This window comes from Commensalibacter sp. M0355 (assembly GCF_016101365.1).
Taxonomy (GTDB): domain Bacteria; phylum Pseudomonadota; class Alphaproteobacteria; order Acetobacterales; family Acetobacteraceae; genus Commensalibacter; species Commensalibacter melissae.
Genome location: NZ_JACFQQ010000002.1, coordinates 58,942 through 73,286 on the forward strand (window position 1 = coordinate 58,942; position 14,345 = coordinate 73,286).

13 protein-coding genes and 2 tRNA genes are annotated in these 14,345 nt (G+C 39.1%); all 15 read right to left on the reverse strand.

Annotation, left to right across the window (positions count from 1 at the left end):
* Positions 1-32: 32 nt before the first annotated feature.
* Positions 33-521 carry an NADH-quinone oxidoreductase subunit NuoI gene (gene nuoI / locus H3T44_RS04060; protein ID WP_110438946.1) on the reverse strand — a complete coding sequence of 163 codons (489 nt, stop codon included), beginning with the start codon at positions 519-521 and terminating at the stop codon, positions 33-35.
* On the reverse strand, positions 521-1,546 hold the full coding sequence (gene nuoH / locus H3T44_RS04065) for an NADH-quinone oxidoreductase subunit NuoH (protein ID WP_155565363.1): 1,026 nt from the start codon (positions 1,544-1,546) through the stop codon (positions 521-523). The genes nuoI and nuoH overlap by 1 nt, the downstream gene beginning before the upstream one ends.
* A gap of 4 nt (positions 1,547-1,550) precedes the next feature.
* Positions 1,551-3,614, reverse strand: coding sequence for an NADH-quinone oxidoreductase subunit NuoG (nuoG, locus tag H3T44_RS04070; protein ID WP_198196214.1), 2,064 nt, complete (start codon positions 3,612-3,614; stop codon positions 1,551-1,553).
* Positions 3,615-3,623: 9 nt separating this feature from the next.
* A complete protein-coding gene (nuoF, locus tag H3T44_RS04075; RefSeq protein WP_155580338.1) occupies positions 3,624-4,946 on the reverse strand; it encodes an NADH-quinone oxidoreductase subunit NuoF in 1,323 nt (440 codons plus the stop codon).
* On the reverse strand, positions 4,940-5,575 hold the full coding sequence (locus tag H3T44_RS04080; RefSeq protein WP_198196215.1) for an NAD(P)H-dependent oxidoreductase subunit E: 636 nt from the start codon (positions 5,573-5,575) through the stop codon (positions 4,940-4,942). Before H3T44_RS04080 ends, nuoF begins: the two co-directional genes overlap by 7 nt.
* Before the next feature lie 6 nt (positions 5,576-5,581).
* A complete protein-coding gene (locus tag H3T44_RS04085) occupies positions 5,582-6,832 on the reverse strand; it encodes an NADH-quinone oxidoreductase subunit D (protein ID WP_198196216.1) in 1,251 nt (416 codons plus the stop codon).
* 24 nt (positions 6,833-6,856) lie between these two features.
* Positions 6,857-7,525: an NADH-quinone oxidoreductase subunit C gene (locus tag H3T44_RS04090; RefSeq protein WP_370552723.1), complete on the reverse strand. Its 669-nt coding sequence runs from the start codon at positions 7,523-7,525 to the stop codon at positions 6,857-6,859.
* On the reverse strand, positions 7,518-8,093 hold the full coding sequence (locus H3T44_RS04095) for an NADH-quinone oxidoreductase subunit B family protein (RefSeq protein ID WP_155565358.1): 576 nt from the start codon (positions 8,091-8,093) through the stop codon (positions 7,518-7,520). Before H3T44_RS04095 ends, H3T44_RS04090 begins: the two co-directional genes overlap by 8 nt.
* A 38-nt stretch (positions 8,094-8,131) precedes the next feature.
* A complete protein-coding gene (gene ndhC, locus H3T44_RS04100; protein ID WP_122123496.1) occupies positions 8,132-8,497 on the reverse strand; it encodes an NADH-quinone oxidoreductase subunit A in 366 nt (121 codons plus the stop codon).
* Between the two features lie 207 nt (positions 8,498-8,704).
* Positions 8,705-8,782 (reverse strand) — tRNA-Asp (locus H3T44_RS04105).
* A 72-nt stretch (positions 8,783-8,854) separates the two neighbouring features.
* Positions 8,855-8,930: transfer RNA gene (locus H3T44_RS04110), tRNA-Val, on the reverse strand.
* 89 nt (positions 8,931-9,019) lie between these two features.
* A complete protein-coding gene (locus H3T44_RS04115) occupies positions 9,020-9,307 on the reverse strand; it encodes an HU family DNA-binding protein (RefSeq protein WP_110438938.1) in 288 nt (95 codons plus the stop codon).
* 166 nt (positions 9,308-9,473) lie between these two features.
* Complete coding sequence (gene lon, locus H3T44_RS04120; RefSeq protein ID WP_232342149.1) at positions 9,474-11,849, reverse strand: endopeptidase La; 2,376 nt, start codon at positions 11,847-11,849, stop codon at positions 9,474-9,476.
* 382 nt (positions 11,850-12,231) lie between these two features.
* A complete protein-coding gene (gene clpX, locus H3T44_RS04125) occupies positions 12,232-13,494 on the reverse strand; it encodes an ATP-dependent Clp protease ATP-binding subunit ClpX (protein WP_198196217.1) in 1,263 nt (420 codons plus the stop codon).
* A gap of 117 nt (positions 13,495-13,611) precedes the next feature.
* Positions 13,612-14,256 (reverse strand): ATP-dependent Clp protease proteolytic subunit, encoded by a 645-nt coding sequence (locus H3T44_RS04130; RefSeq protein ID WP_198196218.1) that lies wholly within the window; start codon positions 14,254-14,256, stop codon positions 13,612-13,614.
* Positions 14,257-14,345 lie beyond the last annotated feature (89 nt).

Consider the following 14,345-nt stretch of genomic DNA (forward strand, 5'->3'; position numbering starts at 1 on the left):
AATTAATTTATTCATTTTAAATGTTTCCTGCCTCACCGATATGGAGCATCCTGCTCCAGTCTCAATGCCAAGGCACTTTCCCATTGATCCCCATTAGACAATAATTTGCTTTTGTCGTACATCAACTCTTCCCGGGTTTCAGTGGCGAATTCGTAATTGGGTCCTTGAACAATCGCGTCAACAGGACATGCTTCCTGACATAACCCGCAATAGATGCATTTTGTCATATCTATATCATACCGGGTAGTTCTTCTCGAACCATCATTCCGCTCTTCAGCCTCAATGGTAATTGCTTCAGCCGGACACGTTGCCTCACACAATTTGCACGCAATGCAACGCTCTTCTCCATTGGCATAACGACGCAAGGCATGCTCCCCTCTAAACCGTGGTGAAAGAGGACTTTTTTCATAAGGATAATTGATTGTTGCCTTCGGTTTGAAGAAATAACGTAGTGTTATTCCAAGTCCAGTCAACAATTCTGATAATAAAAAAGACCGTGCGGTTCTATCAATAAAACCCATTAACCAGCTCCTCCATATATCCCTACGCCGGTTACCATTACAAACGCAGCGGTAAGCACAACCCATATTAATGAAAAGGGTAAGAATATTTTCCAGCCTAATCGCATTAACTGATCATAACGGTATCTTGGAAACGCGCTTCTTACCCATATAAAACAGAATAGACAAAATAAAACTTTAATTATCATCCAGAAAGGTGCAGGTATCCAGGTAAACGGCACACAATCAAAGGGTGGCAACCATCCACCTAAAAATATGATGCTGGTAATTGCAGACATCAAAATCATGTTGCCATATTCAGCCAGAAAAAATAATCCGAAGGCCATTGAGGAATATTCCACAAAAAAACCTGCCACCAGTTCACTTTCACCAACTGAAAAATCAAAAGGTGGACGATTGGTTTCAGCTAAACATGAAATAAAGAAAATAATGAACATGGGAAACATTGGCAGGAAAAACCAGACATGTTTTTGTGCCAGGACAATATCGTTCATATTTGCACTACCAACAAGCAACAGAACGGAAACGATAACAAGTCCAATTGAGACTTCATATGATATCATCTGTGCCGTGGCACGCATGGCCCCCAATAAAGAGTATTTCGAATTCGAAGCCCAGCCGGCCAACAAAGTTCCGTAAACACCCAAGGAGGAAATCGCCAATAGGTAAAGGATACCAATATTAAGATTTGCAACAGCCCAACCATCATTCACGGGAATTACCGCCCATGCGAATAGGGACAATGTAAAGACTAGAATTGGCGCGACAAAAAACAAGACCCGATTTGCCTTGGCAGGAATGATCGTTTCCTTAAAAATCATTTTAACCGCATCGGCAAAGGGTTGCAGCAAACCGAAAGGACCAACAACATTTGGACCTTTACGAAGCATAATTGCAGCCAAAACTTTACGTTCCAACCAAGTCAGATAAGCGACACCGACAAGCACTGGAACCAATAGTGCCAGTGTTTTTAATATAATCAGGATAACTGATCCGAGTAATGTATGAATAAAGAAATGTTCCATGATATCACTCCGCAGCTTTTGCCGATGAATTGGCACCACGTGTTTTTGAACATTCATGCATTGTAAGGCTGGCTCGACTGATTGAATTCGTTAAGAAATAATCTGAAATAATCGCCCTAAAAGATTGTTTTTCAAAGTTTTTTTCTGAAATATTTATGGAAGAACACATCTGGTTTCTAACTACTCCCTTTTCCTTAAATACAGGATAGGCCTGTGCCAGGCAAGTTCTTAACTCATATAAATTGGAATAAGGAAGATCAATATTCATTGATTGGGCAATTTCTGAAATAATTTTCCAATCTTCCTTGGCATTTCCAGGAGGTAAAATCGCCCTGTTACCCTGCTGAATTCTGCCTTCAGTATTAACATAAATACCTGATTTTTCTGTATAAGCGGCTCCAGGTAAAATAATATCAGCACGTTTGGCAGACTGATCTCCATGATGTCCCTGATAAATCACAAAGCAATCGGCAGCCAATTTTGAAAGATCAATTTCATCTGCATCAAGCAACCACAAAAGATCTGTGCCACCCGTAACCATCGAGCGTGCATCTTGTGAATCCGATTTAGGATAAAATTCCATATCCAGACCCGCAACACGAGCGGCTGCATGATGAAGGACATTGAATCCATTCCAATTTTCGGTTACGGCACCAATTTTATGAGCCAAAGCCAAGGTTTTTTCAAATATTAATTTTGCATCTTCACGAACCAATGCCCCGTGTCCAATAATAATCATTGGGCGTTTCGCATTATTCAAAATTTCGTTAAAGGCAAGCTCATTTCGTAACAATGAATCAATTAAAGTTGGATTCTCTCCTAAATTCTCAATTTTATACGTAGGATCATCAATAAGTTCACCTATAAATGCAATTGGGAATTGTTCGGTAAGAGACAACCATCTTTTACGAATACGGGCATTCAACACAGGTGCCTCTTGACGTGGAAAAGCACCTATCATCAATAAAGCATCAGCCTGCTCAATTCCTGCAATTGTACTATTGAAAACATAATGTCCACGATAAGAGGTATCGTAATATGCCCCATCTTGACGACAATCTAAATTGCTGACTCCAAGATCGTTCATCAAATTTTTTAATGTGAACATGCTTTCTGCATCACATAAATCCCCTGCAATGACGCCTATACGCTCTTTTTTCGTAGATTTTAATTTTTGGGAAACAACCTGGACCACCTCATTCCATGAAGTTTCGACAAGTTTGCCTTCTTTCCTTATCCATGGTCGATCCAGACGCCGCCGTTTCAAACCATCCAGAGAGAAACGACCCTTATCAGCAAGCCAACTTTCATTAACATCATCATTTTGACGGGGGAGAATTCTCAAAACCTCACTTCCTCGCACTTGTAAAGTTATATTCGTTCCCACAGAATCCATCACATCAATTGAATCAGTATTTTTCAGTTCCCACGAACGGTAACGGAACGCGGTTGGTTTGGCCGTTAAAGCCCCAACAGGGCAAACATCAATAAGATTTCCTGAAAGTTCTGTATTGATACCCTCTTCAAGAAAGGGGGTGATTTCTAGATTGGTACCCCGGTTGATTCCGCCAAGCTCTGCCGTACCAGCGATTTCATTCATAAAACGAATACAACGTGTACATTGAATGCAACGTGTCATGACAGTGCGAACCAACGGTCCGAGATACTTATCAGTAACTGCCCTTTTTTCATCCCTGAATCGTGAACATTCACGTCCATAACCTACTGCCTGGTCCTGTAAATCACATTCACCACCCTGGTCGCAAATAGGACAATCCAAGGGATGATTGATTAATAACAATTCCATCGTACTGCGACGCGCTGCCCTGACCATTTCTGTGTCAGTCAAAACCTGCATTCCATTCATTACTGGCTGTGAGCATGATGAAACCAAAGGTTTACGAGAACCGGTTATCTCAACCATACACATTCTGCAGTTTCCAGCCACAGAAAGTTTTTCATGATAACAAAAGCGAGGGATTTCCTTTCCTGCTGCCTCACAGGCCTGTAATACTGAAGAACCATTGGGAACATCCACAGGAATACCATCAACGATAACTTTTACCATAATTCCTTCCTAACCCAATACCGGCGTTCCAACAGGCACCTGGACCTGAACAGCACCACCATGGGTTTTCTTATAATCCATAATTCTTTGTTCCATCATTGGACGAAAATTACGAATTAATGCTTGCACAGGCCAGGCAACAGACATACCCATTGCACAGATTGTTGTGTTTTCAATCTGTTTCGTTACATCCATCAACATATCTATTTCTTCTATTTCTGCACGTCCCTCTGTCATTCTCTTCATGACCTTCAGTACCCAATTGGATCCTTCCCGACATGGAGTGCACTGACCACAGCTTTCATGTTTATAGAACTGAGAAATACGTGTAATCGCCCTAATAAGATCCGTTGACTTATCCATCACAACTATGCCAGCCGTTCCCAACCCGGACCCAACTTCACGCATACCGTCAAAATCCATTATAACGGTATCACACACTTCCTTGTTCAGCATGGGCATTGACGTACCACCCGGAATAACAGCTAAAAGGTTATCCCATCCACCACGTACACCCCCGCCATGACATTCAATAATTTCCTTCAAGGGCAATCCCAATGCCTCTTCAAATACACAGGGGGTTTGAATATGACCCGAAATCGCCATTAGTTTTGGACCAGTATTGTTTTTACGCCCTATACTTGAAAACCAAGCGGCTCCTCTACGCATTATTGTAGGGGTTACCGAAATGCTTTCAACATTATTGATCGTGGTCGGACAACCATATAATCCCTTACCCGCTGGGAAAGGTGGCTTCAGACGCGGCTGCCCCTTTTTGCCTTCGAGACTTTCAAGCTGGGCTGTTTCCTCACCACAAATATATGCGCCTGCACCGCGATGAATATAAAAATCAAAATCCCAACCACTACCACAGGCATTTTTACCGATCAATCCCGCTTCATATGCCTCGTCAATGGCAACTTGCAGTCTGTTGGCTTCATGGTAATATTCACCACGAATATATATGTAGGCAACATGCGCGCCTATCGCAAAAGAGGCAAGCAACGCACCTTCAACAATTTTATGAGGCTCATGACGTAAAACTTCCCTGTCCTTGCAAGTGCCAGGCTCTGATTCATCCCCATTAATTACCAGATAATGAGGTAAGGGACCATCCCCTTTGGGCATAAACGACCATTTTAGACCTGTAGAGAAACCTGCGCCACCACGCCCCCTTAACCCTGAATCTATTACCTCTTTGACGATTTTTTCACGTCCCAAAGCTAAAATAGCCTTGGTATTATCCCAATCACCCCGTTTACGAGCACCAGCCAATTTCCAGTCATCCTGACCATGCAAATTGACATAAATACGGTCTTTAGATTCTAGCATCGTTTTTTGGCCTTTGAATTATCTGATAAGGAATGATCTTGACGCAAAGGAGCCGAATTCAAACGATTTAATGCAGATCCTGGAGGCGGTTTTTCCCCTCTTCTCAATGCATTAATTAACTCAATGGTTTTTGGACCATTCATGTCTTCATAATAATCATGATCAACCTGTAGAATAGGCGCATTTGCACAGGCACCCAAACATTCAACCTCGGAAAGCGTGAACAATCCATCTTCACTGGTTTGACCAAATTCCCTGATGCCTGTCGCTTTTTTACAGGCTTCAACCACTTCATCCGATCCCCTCAACCAGCATGGTGTTGTTCCACAAACTTGCAAATGATATTGCCCTATAGGTTCGAGGTTAAACATTGTATAAAATGTGGCAATTTCAAATACCCTCACAGGCGCAATTTCCAGACGTTTTGCAACAGCAGCCATGGCCGCCTTTGGCACCCAAGCACTTTTGGTCAAACGTTTCATCTGATCTTGAACGATATATAATAAAGGTATAACAGCACTTGCTTTTCTCCCTGTCGGATATTTTGCAAGCACCTTCTCTATCTGCATTTCACTTTCTTTATCAAAAGTGAAGTCAGATGGCTCAATATTCATTTTACTTTCTGACATTACACCCTATCTATCCACTTCACCAAAAACCAAATCCAACGAACCAATAATTGCAACCATGTCAGCCAACATATATCGATGGGATAATTCATCCAATGCTTGAAGATGCGAAAAACCTGTCGGACGTATTTTACAACGATAAGGTTTGCTTCCGCCATCCGCCACAAGATATACCCCAAATTCACCTTTTGGACTTTCAACAGCAGTATAGGTTGTGCCTGCAGGAACATGAAATCCTTCACTATAAAGTTTGAAATGATGAATCAATGCCTCCATTGAATGTTTCATATCTTTACGTTTTGGAGGTGAGATTTTATTATCTTCAGTCTTAATTGGACCAGGTTTTATCTTGCTTAGGCATTGCTCAATTATTTTGGCGCTCTCGCGCATTTCAACAACACGAATCAAATACCGATCATAACAATCCCCTTGCCGAGCAACAGGAATTTTAAAATCAACTTTATCATAATTATCATAGGGTTGGGATCGCCGCAAATCCCATGCAACTCCCGATGCTCGCAAACATGGACCAGAAAATCCCCATGACAATGCATCTTCAGTTGTACAGATTCCAATTCCAACAGTTCGCTGTTTCCAGATACGGTTTTCTGTTAACAATCCTTCAATATCATCAATTAATTTTGGAAAATCTCTAACCCATTTTCCAATTTTCTCTTCCATACCTGCGGGCATATCCTTAGCCACACCCCCATGCCTAAAATAATTCGCATGAAAGCGGGCGCCAGATACACCTTCATAAAATTCCATTAATTTTTCGCGCTCTTCATAAGCCCACAATGCAGGTGTCATCGCCCCACAATCGAGACCCATGGCAGTCACGTTCAGTAAATGATTTAATATACGGGTTATTTCGGCAAACAGAACTCTTATCCATTTTGCACGATCGGGAACATCAATCCCCAACAATTTTTCTGTAGCAAGAACATAGGCATGTTCCTCGCTCATTGGAGAGGCATAATCCAAACGATCAAAATAAGGCAGTCCCTTATGATAAGCCTTGTGCTCCAGTAATTTTTCTGTTCCACGATGTAATAAACCAATATGCGGAGTTGCCCTTTTAACAACCTCACCCTCTAACTCCATTACAACACGCAACACACCATGAGCAGAAGGATGTTGTGGACCAAAATTAATCGTGTGCGCATCACCTGATAAAACATGAGATATATTCTGAGAAATTTCAGATTTCACCTGTGATGTTTTATCGGTTACCCCTTCTTGTATAATTTCACTCATCAAATATCCTTTTACCGTTTAATCCTATATAGAATACGGTTTAATATTTTGACGCTTCTCATGAATCTTTTCGTCACCAGGAAGTGTTACAATACCTTCCCAGGGTGAGTCAAAATCAAAGTCCCGCATCTCCTGTGTCAAATGGACCGGTTCATAAATTACTTTATTTTGATCAGCATCATATCTAACTTCTACATATCCTGTAACAGGGAAATCCTTTCGCAAAGGATGTCCATCAAATCCGTAATCCGTCAAAATGCGCCTCAAATCAGGCTGTCCGGAAAATAATACACCGAACATGTCATAACATTCACGTTCCCACCACGTTGCATTTTTCCATAAATGATGAACGGAGGGAACCGGTTCTTTTTCATCTGTATGAACAATGATACGAATACGCTGATTCAATGTTACAGATAAAAGATTATAGACAACATCAAATCTTTTTTGACGGTAGGGATAATCAACACCGCACAAATCCATCAATTGTTCGAATTTGCAAATGGGATGATTTTTAAGCAGAATTAACACATCAAGCAAACAGTTGAGTTTAACCAATATGATTAGTTCATCGTGATCAAACTCAGCCTTGGCAACGCCATTTGACGAAGACATGAGCATCATGCCAATCGCCTGCAAATTTGCTTTTTGACTTAAAGTTCTTTTTTTTGAATTTTCTGTAAAATTAACCACGAAGAATTGTCCCTGTACGCTTAATTTTCTTTTTCAACAACATAATACCATAAATCAATGCCTCAGCGGTTGGCGGACACCCGGGTACATAAACATCTACAGGGACAATACGATCACATCCCCTTACGACTGAATAGGAATAATGATAATATCCCCCACCATTTGCACAGGATCCCATTGAAAGAACCCATCTTGGTTCTGACATCTGGTCATATAATCGACGTAAAGCAGGTGCCATTTTATTCGTTACCGTACCAGCCACAAGCATGACATCTGCCTGTCTGGGCGATCCCATTGGAACAACCCCCATACGATCCAAATCATAACGTGGCATATAGGCATGAATCATTTCAACAGCACAACAAGCCAACCCAAATGTCATTGGCCAAAGACTGCCAGTTCTTCCCCAATTGATTAATTGGTCAAGCTTGGCAACAACAAAACCTTTATTTGAAATTGCCCCCGTTATTCCTTTAATAACTGCATCCTGTTCAGATCCAGGAGGTAACGTTTCTTGATTCCAGTAAATCTGATCAGGATCAGATTTATTTGTTATTTTTATATTCATTATCTACTCGTTTTAACCGACAATGGACTTATTTTTACTTAATCCCATTCCAGTGCACCTTTGCACCATTCATACGCGAAACCTATGGTCAGGACTAAAAGAAATACAACCATAGAGAAAAAACCGAACATGCCAGTTTTAGACAGGGTCAAAGCCCATGGAAACAGAAACACCATTTCCAGATCAAATATCGTGAATAATATTCCCACCAAATAATAGCGCACGTCAAACATATGACGTGCATTTTCAAATGCCGGAAATCCGCACTCATAAGGCGTTATCTTTTCAGCATATGGTTTTTGTTTTGCACAAAATAATGCCGCACCCAACATTGCAACCGCAATTATTAAAGAAATAATCCCAAATATTAACACGGGTAAATAACTGTTTAAAATTGCCTGCATGGCTAATACTCTTTAATTTTTTATAGAAAATTAAATCATTTATCAAAAATGAACTCAATTCTTTATATCAAAGAAAAAAAAGAATTACACTGTTAATATTAAATATATTGATTTTTATTGATTATTTTAATAAATTTGATGAAACAAATTATTTTGATGAAAATTTTAGTGATTTTCTATTATTGTGCCATTATACTATAAATTAAATGGCGCGAGTGACGGGGCTCGAACCCGCGACCTCCGGCGTGACAGGCCGGCGCTCTAACCAAACTGAGCTACACCCGCGCATTATATGAAGCTTTTCTAAAAGCTCTTTAATATTTTGTCAATATTAATATTTAATAAAACATTAATTTATGGTGGGCGATGACAGGCTCGAACTGCCGACCCTCTCGGTGTAAACGAGATGCTCTACCAACTGAGCTAATCGCCCGCTCCGTTTACCGGAACAACGACTTCTTAACACTGAAGCCGTTGTGTTGTCCAGTCATTTTTTCAAAAAAAATGAACTTTTTTTTAAAATTATTTACTAACAGCTTCTTTTAACAATTTACCAGGTTTAAAACGTACTGAAGTAGATGCTGGAATCTTGATTTCTTCACCTGTACGTGGGTTACGCCCTTTGGCTGCTTTACGATGAGCAGTGACGAAACTGCCAAAACCTACAAGGCGAACCTCTTGTTTTTTTGCAAGTGTTTCTTCAATAGTACTCAATACTGCATCAATAACCTCACCTGATTTAGCTTTTGACAATTCTGTTTTTTCAGCAACAGCGGCAACAAGTTCTTGTTTATTTAGAGGTTTTTCCATTCTTTTTTCTTTCTATAATAATCACAGACTAAATTTAACTGCTAATGGATATTACATCCATATCTTAAACTATTGAAGCACTTTTCAAGAACGTCAACCGTTCAAGGACTTCAATAGTTATTTTAATACATTTATTCTATTTTTGGTTGCAATATCACCACATTATTTAATGTGCCAGCTGTTTTTTTGATGAAACATTACTTTTTTTCGCAATTACTGGTGCAGAGGTTTCCTCTAGCTCAATAGATTCGTAGGGTCTAATCAATGCTTGATGAATAACATCATCTACCATTTTAACCGGAACAATTGTCAGATTTGATTTGACATTATCGGGTATTTCCACCAAATCCCTTTCATTTTCTTGAGGAATGAAAACTTTCTTAACTCCTGCACGCAATGCAGCAAGCAATTTTTCCTTAAGACCGCCTATAGGTAAAACCCTGCCCCGCAAAGTGATTTCCCCTGTCATGGCTATATCCTTACGAACAGGAATACCTGTCATAATGCTGACAATACTGGTTGCCATCGCAACACCAGCAGATGGTCCATCCTTTGGGGTTGCACCCTCAGGAACATGAACATGTATATCATGCTTTTCAAACAAGTCAGGATGTATTCCAAATTGTAAAGCTCGACTTTTTACATAAGATAAGGCTGCAGATACACTTTCCTGCATTACCTCGCCAAGCTTCCCGGTTATCTTTATATGCCCCTTGCCTGGAACCATAACACTTTCTATATGAAGAATGTCACCACCTACTTCTGTCCACGCAAGTCCAGTTACGACACCTATAATATCGCGTTCTTCACTTTCACCATAAAAATACCGTTTAACCCCGACATAATCCTCCAGATTATCCAACGTGATCTTTACATGGTCACATTCTCCAGAAACGATCTTCTTGACAATTTTACGAGCAATTTTCGCTATCTCTCGTTCAAGATTACGTACACCTGCCTCACGGGTATATGTGCGGACAAGTTCACGCAAAACCTCATCATCAATTGACCATTCTGTAGGTTTAAGACTATGAGATTCCCCCTCCTTCTTGATCAAATGCTGACAGGCGATCTGAACCTTCTCATCTTCTGTATAACCGGCAATGCGGATAATTTCCATACGATCCAATAAAGGTTGTGGCATATTGAAACTATTTGCCGTTGTAATGAACATTACATCAGAAAGATCATAATCGACTTCTAGATAATGATCTACAAACGTGGAATTCTGTTCAGGATCAAGAACTTCCAAAAGAGCGGAAGCTGGATCTCCGCGCCAGTCTGCTCCAAGTTTATCAATTTCGTCCAGTAAGAATAAAGGATTAGAAGTCCCAGCCTTTTTCATTCCCTGAATAATTTTACCGGGCATTGCACCAATATATGTTCGACGATGTCCACGAATCTCGGCTTCATCGCGTACACCCCCCAAGGACATACGAACATATTCACGTCCCGTTGCCTTGGCTATAGAACGGGCAAGGGATGTTTTACCAACACCTGGTGGTCCAACAAGGCATAAAATTGGACCTTTAAGTTTGGAAGAGCGGATTTGAACAGCAAGATATTCAAGAATTCTTTCCTTTACCTTTTCCAGTCCATAATGATCGTGGTTTAAAATTTCCTCCGCTTTTTTTAGATTCTTGGAAATTTTGGAACGTTTTTTCCAAGGCAAACCTACAATCCAGTCTAAATAATTACGTACAACGGTTGCCTCTGCAGACATCGGACTCATCCCGCGTAATTTTTTAAGATCAGATAATGCCTTGTCACGAGCTTCCTTGGTTAAGCGAAGTTTTTTTATCTTGTCTTCTAATTCTGTCAACTCATCTTTACCGTCTTCGCCCTCGCCCAATTCTTTTTGAATAGCCTTTAACTGCTCATTCAAATAATATTCGCGCTGTGTCTTCTCCATCTGTTTTTTAACACGATTTCGTATACGCTTTTCAACTTGCAATACTCCAACTTCTGTTTCCAAATGTTCAAGAAGTTTTTCCAAGCGTTTTTTCAAATCAACCGTTTCAAGTATTTCCTGTTTTTCAGAAACTTTAAGATTAAGATGGCTTGTAATTGTATCTATAGCCTTGGAAGAATTTTCAATTTGATTGACAGCTACCAGAACTTCAGGCGCGATTGACTTGTTCAGTTTAACATATTGCTCAAACTGATTAGTCATTGTTCTTTTTAAGACATTAATCTCCTTGTCATCATTCTCCGTTTCTTCAATAAGCTCAACCTCTGCCTCAAAAAAAGCTTCATGATCAATAAATTTCTTGACCTTGGCACGTTGAATACCCTCTACCAATACCTTTACTGTTCCATCAGGTAATTTTAACAACTGTAAAATAGTTGCAATTGTTCCAAATGAATAAACATCCTTTTCCGTAGGATCTTCAACTGAAGCATCTTTTTGGGAAACAAGCAATATTTTTGAATGATTTTTTGTAACTTCCTCTAAAGCGCAGACCGATTTTTCTCGCCCTACAAATAAAGGTACAATCATATATGGAAATACAACAATATCCCTTAACGGTAGAACAGCCATAATATTGGGCTGTCTTATTTCTTGGTCTTTATTGGCATCCTTCTCTTTTTCTTCAGAGATTTCGGATTCAATTTTCTTTTCTGTCATAAATTTATGACCTCCTTATATGGACGATCCTGTAAGAATGCCCAGGATGGCACATTCTATAAGATTACAATCTTAATATTATATATGCAGTGTATTAATTTTTTTTAAAGTAATAAACAGAATTAATTATTCTGAACCTTTATGAGTAAAAAACAATCCTAAATATCAAGATTTATTACAGATAATAAATTAATATAAAAAAAATTTACATCAAAAATAAGATATTTCTCAACCTTTTTTGATAATAATAAAAAAGACCCTTTTAAAAGAGTCTTTTCCATAAAACAATAAGTGTTTATGCAGTTTGTTCTTTATGAGGGGATATCTCCTCATAAACATAAACCGGTTCCTCTTTATGGTTAATCACCTCTTTATTAATGACAACTTTGCTTACCCCTTTAAGATCTGGCAATTCATACATTGTCGACAAAAGAATATCTTCCAGAATTGAACGCAACCCACGCGCACCTGTCTGTCGTTCAATGGCCTTATTAGCAATTTCCTGAATAGCTTCTTCTGTAAATTGCAATTTCACGTTCTCCATTTCAAACAGTTTTTGATATTGTTTTACTAGAGCATTTTTTGGCTCAGTCAGTATCTTCATCAAGGCTTTTTGATCAAGATCATCAAGTGTAGCGATTACGGGCAATCTTCCAATAAATTCAGGAATTAACCCGAATTTAATCAAATCTTCGGGTTCCATCTGTCGAAACAATTTCCCAACTTCTTTATGATCTTGTGAATTTACATCTGCACCAAATCCAATCGTGTACCCTACACTCCTATCACTAATGATTTTATCCAAACCTGCAAATGCACCACCACAAATAAAGAGAATATTCGTAGTATCCACTTGCAGGAATTCCTGTTGCGGATGTTTTCGTCCTCCTTGAGGAGGAACAGATGCAACAGTACCTTCCATAATCTTAAGAAGAGCTTGCTGAACACCTTCGCCACTTACATCCCTTGTAATTGAAGGATTATCGGATTTACGTGAAATTTTATCAATTTCATCAATGTAAACGATACCCCGCTGCACCCGTTCCACGTTATAATCTGCAGCCTGTAACAATTTCAATAATATGTTTTCGACATCTTCACCAACATATCCTGCCTCGGTCAGGGTTGTTGCATCTGCCATTGTAAAAGGAACATCCAGAATTCGTGCAAGAGTTTGGGCCAACAAGGTTTTACCGGTTCCGGTTGGTCCAATAAGCAGAATATTGGATTTAGCTATCTCCACATCACCAGCTTTATCGATCTGGTTTAACCGTTTATAATGATTATGAACAGCAACGGACAAAACCTTTTTTGCGTCTGTCTGTCCTATAACATAATCATCCAAAATTTTACAAATTTCTTTAGGAGTGGGTAGATTGCCTTGTTTTTTTGCTATTTGCGTTTTATTCTCTTCACGCACAATATCCATACATAATTCGACACATTCATCGCAAATAAATACGGTTGGACCTGCGATTAATTTACGCACCTCATGCTGTGATTTCCCGCAAAAGGAGCAATATAATGCATTTTTTGAATCTTTTTTATTATCAGTCATTTTAACCTTCACCCCCAATTAAAGTCAGGGTCAGAAATACCAACCAGTAAATATCATTATATAAATTATTTAGTTAAATAAGATAATTTTTAAAGAAATCTTATAATAATATTATGACTATTTGTCACTTTCTTTTAACAAATCTGCATTACGATTTTGAACTACCTTATCAATTATACCAAAATCCCTAGCCTCTTCAGGTGACATATAACTGTCTCTTTCAAGACGTTGTTCAATTTCCTCTAGTGTTCTTCCGGTATGCAATTTATAAATCTCGTTAAGCTTTTTACGTATTTCCAATATTTCTTTGGCCTGAATTTCTATATCGCTTGCCTGACCTTGCGCACCACCAGAAGGCTGATGAACCATAATTCTCGCATTGGGCAAGGCAAATCGATTATTGGATTCACCTCCACATAAAAGTAATGATCCCATTGAGGCAGCTTGACCAATGCAGACAGTATTCACAGGACAACGTATATATTGCATCGTATCATAAATTGCCAAACCAGCCGATACTACACCACCAGGGCTGTTGATATAGAAAGAAATTTCTTTTTTTGGATTTACACTTTCTAAATATAATAACTGAGCAGAAATCAAAGATGCAACTTGATCATATACAGGACCCGTGAGAAAAATGATTCTTTCCTTAAGCAGACGAGAATAAATATCAAAAGCACGTTCCCCTCTGGACGTTTGTTCAACAACCATTGGAACAAGTGTATTATCATATATTTCCAGAGACTTGAAATCTCTCATTAATTTTCTTCCCAAATTTATGTTTGATTAAATAATAGTATATTTATTCAATTTAAGAAAATAAATACAACAAAAATAAGATAGAATTC

Excerpts from the sequence above, each read along its gene's own strand:
- nuoI (WP_110438946.1), bottom strand. The coding sequence starts at position 521 with ATGGGTTTTATTGATAGAACCGCACGGTCTTTTTTATTATCAGAATTG.
- nuoH (WP_155565363.1), bottom strand. The coding sequence starts at position 1,546 with ATGGAACATTTCTTTATTCATACATTACTCGGATCAGTTATCCTGATT.
- nuoG (WP_198196214.1), bottom strand. The coding sequence starts at position 3,614 with ATGGTAAAAGTTATCGTTGATGGTATTCCTGTGGATGTTCCCAATGGT.
- nuoF (WP_155580338.1), bottom strand. The coding sequence starts at position 4,946 with ATGCTAGAATCTAAAGACCGTATTTATGTCAATTTGCATGGTCAGGAT.
- H3T44_RS04080 (WP_198196215.1), bottom strand. The coding sequence starts at position 5,575 with ATGTCAGAAAGTAAAATGAATATTGAGCCATCTGACTTCACTTTTGAT.
- H3T44_RS04085 (WP_198196216.1), bottom strand. The coding sequence starts at position 6,832 with ATGAGTGAAATTATACAAGAAGGGGTAACCGATAAAACATCACAGGTG.
- H3T44_RS04095 (WP_155565358.1), bottom strand. The coding sequence starts at position 8,093 with ATGAATATAAAAATAACAAATAAATCTGATCCTGATCAGATTTACTGG.
- ndhC (WP_122123496.1), bottom strand. The coding sequence starts at position 8,497 with ATGCAGGCAATTTTAAACAGTTATTTACCCGTGTTAATATTTGGGATT.
- H3T44_RS04115 (WP_110438938.1), bottom strand. The coding sequence starts at position 9,307 with ATGGAAAAACCTCTAAATAAACAAGAACTTGTTGCCGCTGTTGCTGAA.
- lon (WP_232342149.1), bottom strand. The coding sequence starts at position 11,849 with ATGGCTGTTCTACCGTTAAGGGATATTGTTGTATTTCCATATATGATT.
- clpX (WP_198196217.1), bottom strand. The coding sequence starts at position 13,494 with ATGACTGATAATAAAAAAGATTCAAAAAATGCATTATATTGCTCCTTT.
- H3T44_RS04130 (WP_198196218.1), bottom strand. The coding sequence starts at position 14,256 with ATGAGAGATTTCAAGTCTCTGGAAATATATGATAATACACTTGTTCCA.